The sequence below is a fragment of the Tabrizicola caldifontis genome (assembly GCF_004762095.1).
GTDB classification, from domain to species: domain Bacteria; phylum Pseudomonadota; class Alphaproteobacteria; order Rhodobacterales; family Rhodobacteraceae; genus Tabrizicola; species Tabrizicola caldifontis.
Window position 1 is genome coordinate 102,811 of record NZ_SIJH01000005.1, and the last position, 17,701, is coordinate 120,511.

The window sequence follows — 17,701 nt, forward strand, 5'->3', positions numbered from 1 at the left end:
CCCCTTGCTGTCGGGGAGGAGGACAACGTCGAACGACGCGCCGTCCGTCAGTGCGCGATTTCTTCCTGACGGACGAACATGTTGCTCCAGGCGCGGTCGATGAGTTCCGGTGTCATCTGGTAGGGGATGTTCTCGAACTCGCAGACCGCGATCATCTGGTCGATCAGGAAGACCGGCATGTAGTTGGCATAGTTGTTGTCGATGGTCGGGAACTTGACCTTCATCAGATGCATCAGCGCCCTTTCGTCCAGCGGCATCTTCTTCTTGCGTGCCACCATGGCGAAGATCTTGAGGAAGTTCTCCTGGCTAGGCCCGTCGATCTTGATCTTGAAGAAGATCCGGCGCAGGGCCGCGCCGTCGAAGATCTGGTTCGGGTGGAAGTTGGTGGAAAAGATCACCAGTGTGTCGAAGGGCACGGTGAACTTCTCGCCCGATTGCAGCGCCAGGATGTCGCGGCTTTCCTCCAGCGGCACGATCCAGCGGTTGACGATCTTCTGCGGCGGTTCCTGCTGGCGGCCAAGGTCGTCGATGATGAAGATGCCCCCGGTCGCCTTCAGTTGCAGCGGGGCCTGGTAGGTGCGGGCCGTGGGGTTGTAGTTCAGGTCCAGCATGTCCAGCGTCAGTTCGCCGCCGGTGATCACGCTGGGACGCTCGCAATAGACATAGCGGTTGTCGAAACGGTTCGAGGTGCGGCGCAGGCTGTTCGGGTCGTCCACCGCCATTTCGGCTGCGGAATGCACGATCGGGTCGTAGACGCTGATGATCTGGCCGGAATATTCGATGGCGCGCGGCACATAGACCTTGTCGCCAAGCGCGGCACGGATGCCGTGGCTGATCGAGGATTTCCCGTTGCCCGGCGGGCCATACAGCAGGATCGACCGGCCCGAGGTCACCGCCGGGCCGAGGTTGTCGATCAGATCGGGCGGCAGGATCAGGTGGCCCATGCCGGCCATCAGCTGTTCGCGGTTCAGCCGGATGTCGCGCACCGACTGGCGCCTGATCTGCGCCGTGTACTGGTCCAGCGGCACCGGCATGGCGCCATAGTATTCCGACTGCGACAGAGCATCCAGCGCGCGGGCCTTCCCGGCATCGGTCAGCTCGTAGCCCATTTCGCTGCCGGCCGTAGCATGCAGCGTGCCGGTCGCGGTGACCAGTTTCTGCGAACGGGCAATGTCCATCAGTTCCTGCACCAGCGGCACCGACAGGCAGACGATCTTGGACAGGGCGGAAACCTGATCCTGGTTCGTGCGGAACATCGACTTCAGCAGGATGTCCCGCATCATCACGACAGAAAGGCCCGTATCGGCCAGCGAACGGGGCGAGGGCGGCGGTTGGACGCCCGACACCGGGGCTTCAGCGTTCATTCGACAAGCTCCGTGGACAATCGACGCAGTCTGCTTCGATTTGAGTCGTAGACGTAACTTGTGTCAGACTTGGGGCCAGATGGCGGCAACAAGGTAGACGACGACCATCCCGGAAAGGGCCAGACCGAAGGGGAAGAACCGGCGCTGAACCCAGCTTTCCCAGTCCGGTGTCATGCGCCGCACCGCCGGGATACCGCGCATGATCCGGTGAACGATCAGCGCGCCGATCATGCACGAGGCGATCAGGACGAACAGCCAATCGATCGGCGTGCCCACGAATATGCCCGACATTGCGGCGGCATATTTGGCGTCACCGGCCCCGAAGGTTCCGGTCGTGTACAGCAGGTAAAGCGCCACCAGGGTGATCGCCATGATCCCGAAGCCCCAGAACCACGCGCTCCAGGTCGGCACGGCCAGCCAGCCCAGAAGCGGCCAAACCGCAGCCATGGCCAGCACTGCCTTGTTCGGAATCTTCATCCGCTTCATGTCGCTGACCGAGGCCCAGATCGCGATGGGCAGCACGGGAACCAGCAGGATAAGTGCGCCAGTCGGGGTGATCATCAGGTGCGCACGTTCGAATCAAGGGCGGCAAGGCTGCGCGCGGCGGCTTCGAAATATTGCGGATGGGTGTCGATGGCCTGTTGCAGCAGCCCCTTGCCCACGGTGATGTCGCCCTGCTTGATCGCGGCAAGCGCCATGGAATACAGCAGTTCCGCCCGCTCGGTCTGCGTCATCTGCACCACCGGCAGGTCGTACTTGCGCTGTGCGGCCCGTGCAAGGACCAGGTTGTTCTTGGCGATGAACAGCGATGGGTCATAGGTCAGCGCCTGGATGAACAGCTTTTCGGCGCCGGCGGAATCACCCCGCGTGAGTTTCGAGAAGCCCCAGTTGTTCATCACACCAGCCGGCTTCGTGGTCAGCCCGGCGGCGATTTCATAGAAGCTGTCGGCCTTCTTCCAGTTCTTGTCCGCGTCCGCGACCATGGCTTCCAGACGATAGCGGTCGAAGGTTTCATGCGTCGGGGGGATGGAGTTCAGCTCGGCCTTCGCTTCGGCCCATTGGTTCGACCGGATCAGGGCATCAGCCAGCATCACGCGGTCTTCGGCCGTCGCGTCCTTGTGGGCAACGACCTTGCGCCAGACGCTGACTGCCTCGGTGGGCTTCTGGGCCCGGATCAGCGATTTTGCCAGGCCGCGCAGCAGATCTACCCTGTCGGGGTTCTGCTGGGACGCACGCGTGAAATAGGCGACGGCCTCGTTCGGATCGCCGACCGTCAGCATCAGATCGTTCAGGTTGCTTTCATCGATGACGTTGACGTCCTTGAGGGCCCGCTGCACCTGGGCGTCGGAATTCTTCTGGCAGGCAGACAGGACAACGGCGCTGCCAAGAAACAGCACGACAAGTCCGGGGTGGCGCATGTTTCGCGTCCTTCTTGAAGACTGTTCTTTCGTCTTACTGCTCGGGGCTCCGTCCTAGAGCTGCGTGAGAAGCACGTATCTGCCCTTCTCCTGCCGGACGAGGCGGAACCCGCCTTTCTGTTCCTCCGCGCCATCATACACGCTTGCTTCGCTTCGGGCGATAGCAAGCTTCAGATTTTCACGGATCGAGTCCGTTTGGCCACTGTCCTGCGCGAAGGCGCGCTGGAAATAGACCCGCGCCTCGCCGTATTCGCCCCGCTCCATCAGGACGACCCCCAGGTTGTTCATCGCAGGAACGAAGGTGGGATCCTGTTCCAGCGCCCGGCGAAGAATCTGTTCGGCCTGTCCAAGCCGGCCAAGGGCCAGGTTGGCCGAACCGATGGCGGACAGCGTGTCGACGTTCATCCCGTGTTCGCCCACTGCCCGATAGTAGGCCTTCAGCGCCAGTTCGTATTCCCCGGCTTCCATCAGCCTGTGGCCGACAAGCAGGCCATCGACACTCTTGCCACGGGCATCGATGCCGAAGGGGGCGTTGCGTGTCACGCCCTGCGACTGAACGCAGGCGGCCAGCGCAAAAGGCAGCAGAACCGGAAGGATGACCCTGAGACGCACGCTGCCCCTTGCCTGTGGCGCGGATTGCTGCCCGCTTGTTCTTGTCAGCCTCCGCCCCGCATCTGCGCCATCATCGTCACGATACCGTGCACGGACGGCCCGATCAGGATGACAAGCAGAGGCGGAACCGTGAACAGCATACTGCCAAGGGTCAGCTTCGTCGGCAACATGTTTGCCTTCTCTTCGGCGCGCATGATCCGCTTGTCGCGCATGTCGGCCGAATAGACCCGCAGCGCTTCGGCCACCGAGGTTCCGAAGGTTGCCGACTGCACAAGGGTCGTCACGAACGAGGCCACGTCCGGCACACCCACGCGCTCGGCCATGTCCTTCAGCACGACCACCCGTTCCTTGCCAGCCTTCACCTCCTGCGCGACCATGTCGAATTCGTCCGCCAGTGCCGGATATCCGGCGCGCGATTCCTTGCCCACGCGGATGATCGACTGGTCCAGCGACTGGCCGGCCTCGACGCAGACCAGCATCAGATCAAGCGCGTCGGGAAAGCCCTCGATGATCTCGGTCTGGCGCTGCTGCAGCCGTCGATCGACCCAGTAGCGCGGCAGATAGTAGCCGATGGCGCAGGGCAGCAGCGTATACATCAGCATCTGGGTGCCCGACATCTCGCCGTTCGCGGATTTGATCAGTGCCACGATGATCCCGATGACCAGGAACGTGATCCCCAGCACGAACTGCATCGCGTGGAACATGCGCACCGCATTTTTCGACGTGTAGCCCGCGCGCAGCATCCGCAGCCTGGCAGCCGACAGCTCTTCCTTCGACTGCGGTTCCAGGAACTTGGCGAACTTGTCCAGCTTGTCGATCCGCTCGGTGCGCCGCAGGGCGCGCTTCTTGTCTGGCGCGCCTGTACCAGGCTGTTCCTGCTTCAGCTCGCGGAACCGGTCCCTCTGCTTTTTCATCACCGAGGGCAGCGCGATCAGCACCAGCAGCAAGCCCAGCCCGCCAATGGCCAGCAGCGGGCCAAGGGGGCCAAGGATTTCGACCAGCATCGCGTTGATATCGGAAAACGGGTTCATGGCCGCCTCACACTTTGATGTTGGTCATCATCTTCATGTAGATGATGTTGATGATCAGGAAGACGATCACGAACAGCGCCGCAGGAACGAAGGCAGGCGTTTCCTTCACGCCGTCGTAATAGTCGGGCTTGATCACGTTGATCATGATCAGCGCGACGATCGGAAAGCCCGACAGGAACATGCCCGACCATTTCGCCTCGGCCGTGATGGCCTTGACCCGGCGGAACAGCTTGAACCGCGCGCGGATGACCTTGGACAGGCCGTCCAGGATTTCGGCCAGGTTACCACCCGACTGCTGCTGGATCGACACGGCAACCGCGAGGAACCGCAGGTCCTGACTGTCCATCCGCTCGGCAAAGGCTTTAAGAGACTCCGTCACGTCGCGGCCATAGGCAGCCTCGTCCGCGATCACACCGAATTCAGAACCCAGGGGATCGGGGATTTCTTTGGCAACAATTCCGATGGCTGTGGAGAAAGGATGGCCCACGCGCAACGACCGCACCATGAGGTCGATCGAATCGGGAAGCTGTTCCTCCAGAAGCGCCATGCGCTTCTTGGCCTTGCTGTTCACCCAGTAATAGACGCCGCCGATGCCCATGGTGGCCCCCAGGATCACCCGGACGGAGAATTCTGCACCGGTCATCACCGTCAGCATGAAGAAGGCCAGCACCGACACAAGGCCCATGATTCCGATCAGGGCCTTGGGCGAAAAGGCGATGTTCGCGCGCTGGGCCTTCTTGGCAAATACGGAATACAGCGGGATGTTCTTGGAATTGAGGTGCTGGTTCATCTCCTTGCGAAGCTGTTCCAGCACCTGTTCGCGGTTCGCATTCTTTTCCAGCAATGACAGCCGGCGGCTGAGCCGGCTGTTCAGGCTGATCGACTTGCCGAAAACCGTCAGATAGATGCCCTCGACGATTACCACGACGGCGACGAAGATCAGGATGTAGATGAGAGGTGCTGCGCTGATCTGCATGTCGGGCCTCAGGCGATCGGTTCGTAGATCGAAGCGGGCAGGTCAAAGCCCCACTGGCGGAAACGGTCCGAATAGGCTGACCGCAGGCCGGTCGCGTTGAACCGGCCGATGATCTTGCCCGAAGGCTCTACCCCCAGGCGCTCGAACCGGAAGATTTCCTGCATCGAGATCACTTCGCCCTCCATACCGGTAATTTCCGTGACCGAGGTCATCCGGCGTGTTCCGTCCTGCAGCCGGCTGGCCTGAACGATCAGGTTGACGGCGGATGCGATCTGACTGCGCATCGCCTTCAAGGGCATCTCGATCCCGGCCAGGGCCACCATGTTTTCAAGGCGGCTGATCGCATCCCGCGGATTGTTGGCGTGAATCGTGGTCATCGACCCGTCGTGGCCGGTGTTCATGGCCTGCAGCATGTCGATGACCTCTTCGCCCCGGGTTTCCCCGACGATGATGCGGTCGGGGCGCATCCGCAGCGCGTTCCTAAGGCAGTCGCGCTGCGTGACGGCGCCCTTGCCTTCGACGTTCGGCGGGCGGCTTTCCATCCGGCCGACATGGATCTGCTGCAACTGGAGTTCGGCGGTGTCCTCGATCGTCAGCACGCGTTCGTGGTTGTCGATGAACGAGGACAGCGCGTTCAGCGTCGTCGTCTTGCCCGAACCCGTCCCGCCCGACACGATGATGTTCAAACGGCAGGATACGGCGGCCTGAAGGTAGGCGGCCATTTCCTCGGTGAAGGCGCCGAAGCGGACCAGGTCCTCGATCTTCAGCTTGTCCTTCTTGAATTTCCGGATCGAGACGAGCGAGCCATCCACGGCAATCGGCGGGATCATGCAGTTGAAGCGGCTGCCATCGGCCAGCCGGGCGTCGCAGTAGGGATTCGATTCATCGACGCGGCGGCCCACGGCGGACACGATCTTGTCGATGATCCGCAACAGGTGGCGTTCGTCGCGGAAGGTGACATCCGACAATTCCAGCCGACCCGCGCGTTCCACGAAGATGCGCTTGGGCCCGTTCACCAGGATGTCGCTGATCGTCTCGTCCTTCAGCAGCGGCTCCAGCGGGCCAAGGCCCATCACCTCGTCGTAGAGTTCCTGGTTCAGGGCAAGCCTGTCTTCCTTGTTCAGGGCGACGGACATCTCGTCCAGCGCTTCCGAGGCAAGGGCGGCAATCTCGCTTTTCAGCTGCTGTTCACTTGCCGTTTCCAGTGCTGAAAGGTTCAGGTCTTCCAGAAGGCGCTTGTGGATCGCAACCTTCAGTTCCGTCAGGCGTTCCTTGCGCTTCTTCTCGCGGTCGGCGGCAAGGGCCTCGGCTGCGGCCTTCTGCGACAGCGGAGCGGCCGGTGCGGCGCGGGTTGCAAGGCCGGGCTTCTCGACCGAGGCCGTGGCCGGCACCGCAGACGGCGTACCGGGGCGGGCGGGAGGCGTGGACTTGGAAAAGCGGCTAAACACGGATCATTCCCCCTGGATCAGGCCTTGGCGGCTTCGACGGATTTGTTCAGGTCGTGCAGGGACTTGGCCAGCTTTTGCAGTTCCTTGCGCAGCGGGTTCTTCGCGGCGCTTTCGGCGATCGGCAGACCATGATCGTTGGCCTGTGTCACCTGTTCCCCCCCATCGGGCAGCTGCACCTCGATCGAGATGTCCAGGCTTTCGGCCATGCGTTTCACACGGGCCTTGGCGGAAAGGTCGGTGAATTTCGGCGCGCGGTTCAGCACATAGCGCACCTTTTCGTGCGGCAGTGCCTCGGCCTTCAGGGCGCGGATGAAGCGAAGGATGTTCTGTGCCGATCGCAGATCCAGTTCCAGCAGCGCGAAGTAGAGATGCGCGCGCTGCAGCACCGCCTCGGTCCAGCCGACCACGGTTGATGGCATGTCCACGATCACGAAATCGAAGTTCGCCTGCGCCATGTCCAGCAGACGTCCGATGTCTTCGGCAGTCACCATCTCCAATGGCAGCATGTCGGAAGGGGCCGTAAAGACATGCAGCTTGTCGTTGAAGGTCAGCATCGACTTCAGCAGGCTGTCGCTGTCCACCGCGCCCATGTCGCTGAGTACCTCAAGCACGGCCTCCTTGCGCGGCAGGTCAAGGTAGGTCGCAATCGAACCGTATTGCAGATCAAGGTCGATGACGCAGACGCGGGTTCCTTCGCTGTCCGGGACATTGCACAGCTCCCACGCAAGGTTCGCCGCGAAGGTCGAGGCGCCCACCCCGCCTGCCATGCCATGCACCGGCAGGATCACCCCGTCGCGGTCGCCCTTGGGCCGCGCCGTGCCGGTGAAGGCCCCCGTGACCGGATCGAAGCCTTCTGGGATGACCAGAGCCGGCTTGCGCAGCCGTTCGATCGCGTCGTGCAGCGCACCTTCCGGCAAGGGGTAGGGCACGAAATCATCAGCCCCGAGTTTGAGCATCTGGTGCAGAACAGAGGGGCTGACCTGGTTGGCAATGAGCAGAACCTTGATCTTCTTGGCCTTGGCGGCCTTGATCACGTCGTTCATCTTCGACAGTTCGCTTTCGTCCTCGCTGTCCACGGCGATGGCGACGAACTGCATGCCGGTGCTGTCGGGCTGTTTCAGGAAGACCAGCGCATCTTCGAAGTTCAGGTCACCCCAGGCTTCGCCAAGTTCCTGCTCCATGTCGTCGATCAGCAGATCGAATCGTTGGACGTCGCGGGAAATCGTGCAGGCAAGGATCGGTGCAGGATCGATTTGAACAGTCGGTTTGCTCGTCATCTTGCGTTCTGTCCTTTCAGCGCGGGGGGCACTAAGTCACTGGTTTGCCTTGGCTTCATCGTGCAACTGCCCTTGGCATCATTCATCCTGGTACGTGGGATTCCCGACCGTCCCCATCAGCCGGACGTTGGTCAGGAATGGTGGCGATATTTGGGCCAAAACTGCCTGTTTCTGGGATTTCGCCACGTTCTGGAAACGAAAGGGCCGGGCGTTTGCCCGGCCTTCCGAATCATTCAGCTGATCCTGGAAACGACCCCGCTATTCGGTCAGCGTGGTTTCCGTGCCAGCATTCTTGGCGGCGCCGCTCTGGACGTAGTCGCGCCAGATGATCTCGGCGTATTTGCCGTTCAGCACCAGCGGGTGGTTGCTCACGAAGCCCGAGACCTCGGTCACGGTGCGCCGGTTGCGGACCTCGGGTGCATTGGTCTGCACGATCGGCCGGGTCTTGCCATAGCTGACCACAGCCTCGAGCCGCGACCGCGAAATGCCCTGGGCAGTGAGGTAGGCCACGGCCGCCTGTGCCCGGCGCAGGCCGAGACGCTGGTTGTATGCCGCAGAGCCCACAAGGTCGGTGTGGCCGTAGACACGGAAGCGCACTTCCGGGAACTGCTTGATGAAGTTGGCCTGCCTGCGCAGGATCTCCTTCGCTTCGGGTGTAAGCTCGGCGCTGTTGAACTCGAAGTTGATGGTGTCCGGAACCTCGGCCGAGAAGCGTTCGGCCAAGGCCACGGTATAGCTCATTTGACCGGTCTGGATCAGCGTGTTGTTCATCGTGGCATTGCCGAACTGGCCCTTGTCCACCTCGGAGCCCAATTCACGGTCCCAGCTCGTGGAGTAGGTGCCGCAGGCCGTCAGCGAGACGAGGGCCGAGGCCGCAATCAGCTTGAGAAGCGTGGCGGTCATCGTCTTACTCCATCACATAGCCGTAGGAGGTGCTGAAATCCTGACGGGCGACTTCCCCCGCCGCGCCGCCCTTGGGCGAACCCGCGACGTTGCCGAACAGGAACAGGTCGCGTTCCGTCGGGATGCGCACCCGGTCGGTCGGCAGGGCCAGCGCGGCACCCGAGACCGGGGTCACGAGGTGCGGCGTCACGATGACCACCAGCTCGGTCTGGTCGCGCCGGTAATCGGAACTGCGGAACAGCGCGCCCAGGATCGGCAGGTCACCGATCCATGGCAACTGTGAGGCGGTGTTGCGGAAGTCATCCTGCAACAGGCCCGCGATGGCAAAGCTGTCGCCGTCGCGCATGTCCACCGTGGTCGAGGTTTCGCGGCGCTTGAACGCAGGGATGATCCGGTTCTGGTCGTCCACGATCCCCGCGGTCGGATCGACCGAGGACACCGCGGCGTTGATCGTCAGGTTGATGATGTTGCCATCGACGACCACCGGGATGAAGTTCAGTTCCACACCGAAGGGTTTGTATTCGATGGTGATCCCGCCCCCTTCGGATTCGCCCGGAACGGGGAACTCGCCCCCGGCAAGGAACTTCGCCTCCTGGCCCGAAAGGGCGGTCAGGTTCGGTTCGGCCAGGGTACGGACCATGCCCTTGGATTCAAGCGCTTCAAGGAACACTTCCAGTTCCAGCCCGCCGATCGACCCGCCAAAGGCGACCGCACCGCTGACCCCGCCGCGGGTCGTCAGCGTCCCGCCCAGATTGTTGCCGTTGATCAGGTAGGAGCCGGTTTCACCGCGCAGCGAACCGCTGTCCCGCACCGCAAGCGAGGAAGACAGGTTCTTCGACACGCTGCGGTTCACTTCGGCGAAGCGCACCTTCAGCATCACCTGCTGCGTCCCGCCCACAACCATCAGGTTCGACACCCGGTCGGGTGCATAGCGATTCGCCAGGTCGAGTGCGCGATCCATCTTCGCTGTCGAAGAGACCATGCCCGACAGCACGATGCCGTCGTTGGCGGTGCGCACCTCGATCTGTTCGCCCGGCACAATCTGCTGGAGACGCTCCTTGAATTCGGCGACATCCGGCGTCACCTGCACATCGACGTTCGAGATCAGCTGCCCTTCCGGCGACAGCAGCGTAAGTGTCGTGCGACCCGGGGCCTTGCCCAGAACATAGATGGATCGGTCGGACAGCGTCGAGATGTCGGCGATGCCCGGGTTGGCGATCGACAGTTCCGCGAACGGAACGTCGCTTTCGACCACAACGGCCCGGTTCATCGGGACGTTGAGCGCACCGGAGGCCTGGCCCTGCATCACGCGCAGGACTTCGGCGGAAACCGGCGTCAGCGACGTCGATGCGAGAGCCGCACCGAGGTAGCCTGCAACAAGAAATCGTTTGATATTCATGTGATCTGCCCTTTCGACCACGCCTCGTCCGGGTCTTCAATGCCCCTACGCCAGCCACAATGAGGGGCGAATGTTTTTTTTGCAATAATCAGTTGCTTGTAAGGTTTTCTTTATGTGGACAACATGCAACATGCCGCAAGTTGTAGAGAAACGAATGGGGCGCGGCCCCATATCATGTGGCCGCGCCCCGAATGCCAGTCCCCGGTGTCAGTCGCGGCAGGGGATCACCGTCTCGACGACTTCGCCGCCCTTGTTCGACTTGATCGTGCAGACTTTTTCGGCTTCGACCTCTTCGACCTTCTTCTCCTCGATGCCCAGCAGCTTCCTGCTGTCGACCTCGACAAGCTCGGTCACCGTCTCGCTCGGGTCGCCCACCAGCGACATCGACAGACGGCCGCTCGACTGGGCCTGTGCCAGGCGTGCCACTTGATCCGGCGTGGCAGCCACGGTCACGGTCCTGGCGTCGCCTGTTGTGACCTGACCCTGGTTGAAGGCATTGTCCACCGCGATGATCTTGATCGAACTTTCGATCAGGCGGGTGACCTCGCCGTCAGAGCCGCGGATGGATCCGGTCCAGTAGATATCCACATAGTCGTCGGGCTGGACAAAGCCCGACACGCCCGAGGCGACCCCCACCTTGATCGCAAAGGCGCGCATCCCCGGTTCCAGCTTGGCGGTCAGTCCCGCCAGTTCACCCGGCTCGGTGACCCGGCTGGCCAGCACCGGCTCGAAGGCCTCGGTGGCGCGCATGACGTAGCGCGGGCCCTTGGCGTTTTCGGGGAACAGTTCGGCCTGGTCGCGGAAGATGGCCTTGGGCAGGTTGCGTTCCGGCCAGTAGATCAGCTGCACATCCTCGGGCTTCAGCGGGTCGCCGTAGTTCAGGGCCTTGTTGAACACATAGACCTCGACCAGCTTGCCGGCCTTCGCGTTGAATTCGCGCTCCTTCTGCAGCAAGGCTTCGGTCTGCGCGATGTAGTCCTGGATCATGTAGACAGCGGCACCCGCCAGCCCCATGCCGACCACCAGTACCAACAGGAAGACTGCTCTCATTTCCTTGTCCCTACGCTAGGTCGCCGAATTACCCGGATCGCCCGGGGCCTTGATGACAGAAGGGGCCGCCAGCACGCAAGCTGCCGGATGCCCCCGATTGCCGTCGCGCATCAGCGGATGTTACGGCTGAAGATAGTCGCCATAGGCCAACACCGTATCCCTGATGTAGCCCGCCATGTCGCCGATCGCGCTTTTGATTGGTGGCATCACAAGCATCGCCATAGCAACGACACCGGCCGTCAGAACGACCCAGTCAACCGTCACGGCGCCGGATTCGTCTTGCGCAAATTGCTTCCAGTCGGCCATCCCCATCTCCATCTGCGCGGCTGCAACACCTGCTTGCCAAGCCGATTGTTCAGGCTGATTGCGGCGAAACTGCAGCCGATATCAGACAATTCGTGGTTCCGGATGCCTCATCCGTGTGGACGGTCACACTGGCCTGTCCGGAAAATTGAACCGGCCGCGCACACCAGGGAACGCGGCCGGAGCACCACAAGCCCGTCAGGCTATCAGCAGGTGGAGGCGGTAGAATTCATGCAGGAACCGGCAGCTTGCAATTCGCTCCCGATGCCCTCGGCCAGCGACGACACGGCCGGACGGACGAAGTTGAAGACCACCAGGCCCAGGCCGACGACAGCGGCGGTCAGAACCACCCAGTCAACGGTCACGGCGCCGGTTTCGTCTTTGAGGAAGGCAGAAAACTTGGTCATGGACATATCCCTTTCTAAGGTTCGCAGGTCTCGGTCAACCGTAGCGGACCAACCTTTCCCGGAGGCGGCGCCGTTCGGTATGGCCTCATATGGCCCCCGAATCGTGGCATCAGTTTGGACAATGAGGGATCAATCCAAGGGATTCTTGGGGCAACCTTAAAAAATTTCCAAACCATTGAAAATGAATGAAAGAAACCTTAACGCTATTTCTGCGGTGCTACCCTGGGGCGTGGTTTTCGGGTCAAATCTGGCGAAAATGCCATGATTCATGCAGAAAATGGCTGGCAGCACAGGCCTTAAGCTGCGATTCTTCGGGCCGGACGACACAGCGAACAGGCACCCGCAGATGCGGACCATCACCCGACCGATCGCAGTGATTCTGTGTGCCGCAAGCCCCTGGGCGGCTTCTGCCGACGATTTCAGCTTCAAACGGATCAAGGTCGGTGACAGCCAGCCCGGCAAGCGCATCACCGTTCAGATCGACCCGGAAGAACAGGCCCGCTATCTGGCTGCCCTGCCGAAGGTCGATCCGCGCCCCATTCGTGACCGGTCACAGGACAGGCCCGCCGCCGCGCCTGCCGCACCATCGGGGCCGGCGCCGAAGTCATCCTATGCGTGGTTCTGGGAAAAGGTTCCGGCCGGCATCAACGAGGTGCGCGGCCGCTATGACCTGGCGCTTGCCGCGCTGACGCAGGGCCCGGGCGGCGAAACCGTGCGCGCGCCACGGATGCAGCACCTGCAGGACATCGCCGACAGGTATGGCAAGGATATCCTGCTGGCCACGGTCGGCACCGATGTCTCGCCGGCGCTGGTGCTGGCTGTGATCGGCATCGAAAGCGCCGGGCGGCCGGATGCGGTCAGCCATGCAGGGGCTGTCGGCCTGATGCAGCTGATCCCGGCCACAGCCAGGCGGTTCGGCGTGACCGATTCGACGGACCCCGTCCAGAACATCAAGGGCGGGGTGGCCTATCTGAGCTGGTTGCTGAAAGAGTTCGACAACGATCCGCTGATGGTTCTGGCCGCCTACAATGCGGGTGAGGGGGCGGTCCGGGCGAACCAGGGCGTGCCGCCCTATGCCGAGACGCGCGACTATGTGCCCAAGGTGCTGGCCGCCTGGCAGGTGGCCCAGGGTCTGTGCCTGACGCCACCGCAGCTGGTGACTGACCCCTGCGTGTTCCGGGTTATCTCGACGCGCGGCGAGGACGCGCGCGGGGCAGGGTGACACTGCCATGAACGCCGCCGCACCCGCAGTCGCGTGCGTCGGCCGGACGTGCACCCGCAGGACGGCAGACCCGCACAAGCAAGCATCGGGCAAGGCCTGCGGTCGGCCAACTTCTGCGCTGCCCAGGTGACGTAGCCTGTCGGCCCCGTCACGCCACCTGCCATTCGGCGCGGGCAGATCACGGGGCGCGACGTGCGATAGCCCCGTGGCCTGATGCTCAGTCAACGATCGTGGCTTCGGTCGCGGCGCGCAGTTCTGCCTCGGTGACGCCGGGGGCCAGTTCCACGATGTGCAGGCCCTTGTGGCCAACGTCGAGCACGCCCAGGTTGGTGATGATCCGATCCACCACCCCTTTGCCGGTCAGCGGCAGTGTGCATTCCCGCAGAACCTTCGATTCGCCGTGCTTCGAGGTGTGGTCCATTACTACCACAACCCGTCCCACGCCTGCGACCAGGTCCATCGCGCCGCCCATGCCCTTGACCAGCTTGCCAGGGATCATCCAGTTCGCCAGGTCGCCCTGTTCGCTGACCTCCATGCCGCCCAGGATGGCCATGGCGATCTTGCCGCCGCGGATCATGGCAAAGCTTGTCGCCGAATCGAAATAGGCGGTCTGCGGCAGTTCGGTGATCGTCTGTTTGCCCGCGTTGATCAGGTCGGGGTCTTCCTCGCCCTCATAGGGGAACGGGCCCATGCCCAGCATCCCGTTTTCCGATTGCAGGGTGACGTTCACGCCTTCGGGGATGTAGTTCGCCACCAGCGTCGGGATCCCGATGCCCAGGTTCACATACATCCCGTCGCGCAGCTCCTGCGCCGCGCGGGCCGCCATGCCGTTGCGGTCCCAGCCCTTTGCCTCGGTCATCACACTGCCTCCCGCTTGCGCACAGTGCGCTGTTCGATCCGCTTCTCGTGCGGCCCCTGGATGATCCGGTGCACATAGATGCCGGGCAGATGCACGTGGTCCGGATCAATGCTTCCCAGGGGTACGATCTCTTCCACTTCGGCCACGCAGATCCTGCCGCAGGTGGCCGCCGGCACGTTGAAGTTCCGCGCGGTCTTGCGGAAGACCAGGTTGCCCGAGGGGTCTGCCTTCCACGCCTTCACGATCGACAGGTCGGCGACGATCCCCCGCTCGAGGATATAGGTCTTGCCGTCGAACTCCTTGTGCTCCTTGCCCTCGGCGATCACCGTGCCTACGCCGGTCGGCGTGTAGAAGGCCGGAATTCCCGCACCACCCGCCCGCATCCGTTCGGCCAGCGTGCCCTGCGGGTTGAACTCCAGCTCCAGCTCGCCCGACAGATACTGGCGCATGAATTCCGCATTCTCGCCGACATAGGACGAGATCATCTTCTTAACCTGCCGCGTTTCCAGCAGCATCCCCAGGCCGAATCCGTCCACGCCGGCGTTGTTCGATGCAACCGTCAACCCCTTTACGCCGCTGTCACGGATCGCGGCGATCAGCAGTTCAGGGATGCCGCAGAGGCCGAAGCCGCCCGAGGCAATCAGCATGCCGTCGTGCAGCACGCCCTTCAGCGCCTCTGCGGCACTTGGGTAAACCTTGTTCATCTTGCTCTCCCCTCCGGCGGGCGACCCGCCGGTCGCTGCCGATCCTGAAAGATTGCGCCCCGCGTCACCATCCGTAAGAATACGTAGTCCCCTACGTAGGCCCGTCCATGGACCCAGAACGCCTTGCCTTCCGCCACGCCCCTGACGCGACCCTTATCCTGGCCGACCGGGTGATCCTGCGGGCCTCGCTGCGGGTCGAGCCGGTGTTCGGCTGGCGCCCGGCCGAGCTGGAGGGCCAGTCGATCCGCATCCTCTACCCGGGCCAGACTGATTACGAGGTGATCGGCGATCGTGCCCGCCGCGCCATGCGCGAGACCGAAGTCTATCGTGACGAGCGCTTCATGCGCCGGAAGGACGGGCAGGTCGTCTGGATGGAGGGCCGCGGCACCGCGCTTGATCGCGACGATCCGCAGCGCCTGGCGATCTGGACCTACCGGCCGCTGGAAGCCGAGGGTCCGGCCGGCGCCCTGACGCCCACCGAACGGCGCATCGCGCGTTATCTGGTCAACGGCTTCACCTCGAAGGAAATCGCCCAGGCGCTGGGCTCTTCGCCCCGCACCGTCGAGGTTCATCGCGCCAACATGATCCGCAAGATGCAGGTCAGGAACAGCTTCGAACTTGTCAGCCGCCTGCTGGCCGCCCCCGGCGCGGTCGAGGGCTGAAGGCCCGGCTTCGCCCTTTCCAGGATTTCCCCGCCCCGGGGCCGCCCGATCCGGTTGCACGCGCCGATCAAGACACCGCTTTGCGCTGAACCCGCCCCCTGGACCGGTGCGGTCAGGCGCACAGCCAGCGGTTCAGGAAGGCCGTGGCATTGTGCTGGATGTAATCGATCTGCACCTTGTCGTCCCCGTCGCCCTTCACGAACTGACCCTCGCCATACCATTCCATCTGCAGGGCCAGGTTCTCGTCGGCGGCCGCCAGCGCCGCCTGGCGCAGGTCCGGGGCAAAGCGTCCTGGCCAGCGGTCGCAAAGCAGGACGAACTGCGTCAGCGCCTCGGCGCGGCAGGCGATGGGGGTGGACTGGCGCCGCTTGCGACAGGTGACATCGTCAAGGATTGCACCGATCAGATCGGTCAGATAGCCGATGAGCCGCTCTTCGCCGATCAGGCCACGCTCGGCTGCCTCGCAGGCGGCATAGGCCATCCAGTGGCTCTGCTCGGCCACGCCGTAGCGTCTTGAGATCAAGGCCTCGGCCGCGGCAACCGCGCCGGCGTCGGCCGTGCCGGTCGTGAACAGTCCGAACAGCAATTCGCCCGTGTAATACCCGCTGCGGAAGGGTAGCACGGTGCCATCCTCGAACTGCCGTTTGTGCAAGAAGTCCGTCCCTTCGCGTTGCGCGTTCCCGTAGGCGGCCAGCGCGGCGATCGTGTCGTCCGGCGCATCTGGCGTCGCGCCGGTCAGCCCTGCGCGCCGCGCTTCGGCCAGCATGACCAGGGCCAGTCCGACGCCCCCGGTCTTCACGGCCCCTTTCGTCACCAGTGCCAGCGTCTGGCCTGGCAGCCAGGACGGTCGGTCGAACCTGCCTGCGGCATGGCGCACCGCCCGGACCAGCGCCTGCCGGTCGCCCTCGGTCAGGTGCAGCCCCAGGTCGTTGATCGCCCGCAGCATGAACCACAGCGTCCCGCAATGCCGCAGCATGTTGTAGCCGTCGAGCGGCCGGTCGGGCGCACCGAACGGATGGGCATAGACGAACCTGCCGTTCGGCTGGATCAGGCGAAGAAGATGCGCAAGGCTCGCCTCCACGATCCGGCGCAGGTCGTCTTGCGGCAGGGATTCGGATCGGGCCATGGGGCATACCTCCCGGGGCCGACCGTAACCTTCCGGGAGCCCCTGTCAAATCCGGGGCTTTCCGGGGCCGACGAAATCGTTATGGTGCGTGCGTTCTGCTGCCCGTGTGGTGGAACGGTAGACACAGGGGACTTAAAATCCCTCGGCTGCAAGGCCATGCCGGTTCAAATCCGGCCGCGGGCACCAGAGCCACCAGCATGCCGTGGGCTGCCGGCGCGCGTCAAGCCGGTTCGGCCATCCGCGCGGCCCACATGCGTTGGAACGCCGGGCGCACCTGGCAGGCCTTGAGCCAGGACTCGACCGCTGGGAATTCGCCGATCAGCGCCGGATGTGCCTGGGCGTAACGCAGGCATTCGGCAAGGTTCAGGTCGGCCACGGTAAACCGGCCGCCAACCAGATGGCCATGAGCCTTCAGGTGGGTCTCAAGCCGTTGCAACGGCCGACGCAGCCTTTCGGCGGCGATGGCGATGGCGGCCTGCCCCTCGGGGGTTCCATCGCCGCCGGCGTTGGTGACCAGCATGATCTCCAGCGCCGGGGCCTCGATCGCCGTGACTGCCAGCAGCGTCCACTGGTCGATCAGCGCCGCCTCGGCCGCGTCTTGCGGGCCAAGGGCGCCCCCCCGCGTGCGGGCGATGTGATTGGTGATGGCAAGGCTTTCGGTCAGCACGAGGCCATCCTCGACGAAAGCCGGGATCTGACCCAGCGGGTTGACCCTCAGGAACTCGGGCGAGGCCGTATTCAGCGGCGCATCCGGCGCGCTGGCCTGAGGCAGGCGGTAGGCCTGGATCACCGGAACATGGATGAAAGGCAGATCCAGTTCGTACAGCAACCAGATCGGCCGCGAGGCCCGGCTGCGGAAGACGCCGTAAAGGGTGATCATCAAGGACTCCTGTTGTGACGGGGCAAGCCTATGCCGTCGTGCCGCCCCGAAAAAGGGGCC

At 63.3% G+C, this 17,701-nt stretch carries 19 protein-coding genes and 1 tRNA gene; 3 read left to right on the top strand and 17 right to left on the bottom strand.

Going from position 1 to position 17,701, the window contains the following annotated elements; all coding sequences use genetic code 11:
- Positions 1-47: 47 nt before the first annotated feature.
- The 13 genes from EYB42_RS05605 to EYB42_RS05665 all read right to left on the bottom strand — a co-directional run bounded on the left by EYB42_RS05605 (position 48) and on the right by EYB42_RS05665 (position 12,188).
- Positions 48-1,364, bottom strand: coding sequence for a P-loop NTPase family protein (locus tag EYB42_RS05605; protein ID WP_135448883.1), 1,317 nt, complete (start codon positions 1,362-1,364; stop codon positions 48-50).
- Positions 1,365-1,427: 63 nt separating this feature from the next.
- Positions 1,428-1,925, bottom strand: coding sequence for an A24 family peptidase (locus EYB42_RS05610; RefSeq protein WP_240783990.1), 498 nt, complete (start codon positions 1,923-1,925; stop codon positions 1,428-1,430).
- The gene (locus EYB42_RS05615) at positions 1,925-2,782 is read right to left on the bottom strand and encodes a tetratricopeptide repeat protein (protein ID WP_135448884.1); all 858 of its coding nucleotides are present in this window, start codon (positions 2,780-2,782) and stop codon (positions 1,925-1,927) included. The genes EYB42_RS05610 and EYB42_RS05615 overlap by 1 nt, the downstream gene beginning before the upstream one ends.
- 54 nt (positions 2,783-2,836) lie before the next feature.
- Entirely contained in the window at positions 2,837-3,394 is a 558-nt protein-coding gene (locus EYB42_RS05620) for a tetratricopeptide repeat protein (RefSeq protein WP_135448885.1), read from the bottom strand.
- Positions 3,395-3,438: 44 nt separating this feature from the next.
- Positions 3,439-4,425, bottom strand: coding sequence for a type II secretion system F family protein (locus tag EYB42_RS05625; protein ID WP_135448886.1), 987 nt, complete (start codon positions 4,423-4,425; stop codon positions 3,439-3,441).
- Positions 4,426-4,432: 7 nt separating this feature from the next.
- Entirely contained in the window at positions 4,433-5,401 is a 969-nt protein-coding gene (locus EYB42_RS05630) for a type II secretion system F family protein (protein ID WP_135448887.1), read from the bottom strand.
- 8 nt (positions 5,402-5,409) lie between these two features.
- Positions 5,410-6,849, bottom strand: a complete 1,440-nt coding sequence (locus tag EYB42_RS05635; RefSeq protein ID WP_135448888.1) for a CpaF family protein — start codon at positions 6,847-6,849, stop codon at positions 5,410-5,412.
- Positions 6,850-6,866: 17 nt separating this feature from the next.
- Positions 6,867-8,126 (bottom strand): AAA family ATPase, encoded by a 1,260-nt coding sequence (locus EYB42_RS05640; RefSeq protein WP_135448889.1) that lies wholly within the window; start codon positions 8,124-8,126, stop codon positions 6,867-6,869.
- A gap of 258 nt (positions 8,127-8,384) precedes the next feature.
- Positions 8,385-9,029, bottom strand: coding sequence for an OmpA family protein (locus EYB42_RS05645; protein ID WP_135448890.1), 645 nt, complete (start codon positions 9,027-9,029; stop codon positions 8,385-8,387).
- A 4-nt stretch (positions 9,030-9,033) separates the two neighbouring features.
- Positions 9,034-10,428, bottom strand: a complete 1,395-nt coding sequence (locus EYB42_RS05650) for a type II and III secretion system protein family protein (RefSeq protein WP_135448891.1) — start codon at positions 10,426-10,428, stop codon at positions 9,034-9,036.
- Between the two features lie 207 nt (positions 10,429-10,635).
- The gene (cpaB, locus tag EYB42_RS05655; protein ID WP_135448892.1) at positions 10,636-11,478 is read right to left on the bottom strand and encodes a Flp pilus assembly protein CpaB; all 843 of its coding nucleotides are present in this window, start codon (positions 11,476-11,478) and stop codon (positions 10,636-10,638) included.
- A gap of 120 nt (positions 11,479-11,598) precedes the next feature.
- A complete protein-coding gene (locus EYB42_RS05660) occupies positions 11,599-11,784 on the bottom strand; it encodes a hypothetical protein (protein WP_135448893.1) in 186 nt (61 codons plus the stop codon).
- A gap of 203 nt (positions 11,785-11,987) precedes the next feature.
- Positions 11,988-12,188 (bottom strand): hypothetical protein, encoded by a 201-nt coding sequence (locus EYB42_RS05665; protein ID WP_135448894.1) that lies wholly within the window; start codon positions 12,186-12,188, stop codon positions 11,988-11,990.
- Positions 12,189-12,534: 346 nt separating this feature from the next.
- Here EYB42_RS05665 and EYB42_RS05670 point away from each other — a divergent pair, with 346 nt between their 5' ends.
- Positions 12,535-13,410: a lytic transglycosylase domain-containing protein gene (locus EYB42_RS05670; protein ID WP_135448987.1), complete on the top strand. Its 876-nt coding sequence runs from the start codon at positions 12,535-12,537 to the stop codon at positions 13,408-13,410.
- A 217-nt stretch (positions 13,411-13,627) separates the two neighbouring features.
- On the opposite strand, the gene EYB42_RS05675 is transcribed toward EYB42_RS05670, so the two are convergent.
- Together EYB42_RS05675 and EYB42_RS05680 are read right to left on the bottom strand one after the other, a co-directional pair.
- A complete protein-coding gene (locus EYB42_RS05675) occupies positions 13,628-14,269 on the bottom strand; it encodes a 3-oxoacid CoA-transferase subunit B (RefSeq protein ID WP_135448895.1) in 642 nt (213 codons plus the stop codon).
- Complete coding sequence (locus EYB42_RS05680; RefSeq protein ID WP_135448896.1) at positions 14,269-14,973, bottom strand: CoA transferase subunit A; 705 nt, start codon at positions 14,971-14,973, stop codon at positions 14,269-14,271. Before EYB42_RS05680 ends, EYB42_RS05675 begins: the two co-directional genes overlap by 1 nt.
- Before the next feature lie 107 nt (positions 14,974-15,080).
- Here EYB42_RS05680 and EYB42_RS05685 point away from each other — a divergent pair, with 107 nt between their 5' ends.
- Positions 15,081-15,635 carry a LuxR C-terminal-related transcriptional regulator gene (locus tag EYB42_RS05685; RefSeq protein WP_135448897.1) on the top strand — a complete coding sequence of 185 codons (555 nt, stop codon included), beginning with the start codon at positions 15,081-15,083 and terminating at the stop codon, positions 15,633-15,635.
- A 112-nt stretch (positions 15,636-15,747) separates the two neighbouring features.
- Here the strand turns inward: EYB42_RS05685 and EYB42_RS05690 are convergent, their stop codons facing one another.
- Complete coding sequence (locus EYB42_RS05690) at positions 15,748-16,761, bottom strand: hypothetical protein (RefSeq protein WP_135448898.1); 1,014 nt, start codon at positions 16,759-16,761, stop codon at positions 15,748-15,750.
- 100 nt (positions 16,762-16,861) lie between these two features.
- Between EYB42_RS05690 and EYB42_RS05695 the strand changes: the two genes are divergently transcribed.
- Positions 16,862-16,947, top strand: a tRNA-Leu gene (locus EYB42_RS05695).
- Positions 16,948-16,981: 34 nt separating this feature from the next.
- On the opposite strand, the gene EYB42_RS05700 is transcribed toward EYB42_RS05695, so the two are convergent.
- Positions 16,982-17,641 carry a glutathione S-transferase family protein gene (locus EYB42_RS05700; protein ID WP_135448899.1) on the bottom strand — a complete coding sequence of 220 codons (660 nt, stop codon included), beginning with the start codon at positions 17,639-17,641 and terminating at the stop codon, positions 16,982-16,984.
- Positions 17,642-17,701 lie beyond the last annotated feature (60 nt).